1 protein-coding gene is annotated in these 597 nt (G+C 46.4%); it reads right to left on the bottom strand.

Annotated features, from left to right (window positions below; translation table 11 throughout):
- Nucleotides 1-597, bottom strand: a 597-nt coding sequence (locus R7Q48_RS29050; RefSeq protein WP_411979307.1) for a tetratricopeptide repeat protein, incomplete at both ends; no start/stop codon positions are given.

The raw sequence follows: 597 nt of genomic DNA, 5'->3' as shown, positions 1-597 counted from the left end.
GCACGATGAATTGAGACAATTAACACCGCGTTAGGATCAAGCTGCGCTTCAGGTGCAACATTAATCGTTACTGCGACGCTTTTATCTGGAGAAACCACTTCACCCATTTGTTTGCGTGCATGGTCGATACTGCGTGAAAGGCTTTCGTAACGGCTATCGTCAGGACCGATCATCTGCTGCATGATGCCCCAGTATTTAATTGCTGCTGGGTAATCTTTACGTTCAAATGCATCAAATGCGAGCAATGAGAACACGCGTAAATCCACGTAATCTTGTTGCATGAGCTTACCAAGTAAAGAACGAGCCGTTGCTTGGTCCATCTCGTCTTGAGAAAGCATTAACGCCTGAGCGTAACCTAACATAACGTCAGGATCTTTTGGCTCAAGAGCATACGATTTCTTCATAGAATCGATGGCTGTCATCACATCGCGGTTCGCTAATGCAATACGACCGAGTAGCAACCAACCGGTTGAATCTTCTGGCTGATAATGCAGGCGCGTGCGCAGTGCTAAGGTTAAATCAGCCATTTCATCATCGCTCAGAGGTTCAGAAGACGACGACATCAGCTTCTTAGAAAGCTCTGGCAAGTTAGACGTA

This window comes from Vibrio sp. 378, assembly GCF_033339435.1.
The sequence above is the reverse complement of the archived record's forward strand: the minus strand, read 5'-3'. Positions and strand labels throughout refer to the sequence as shown.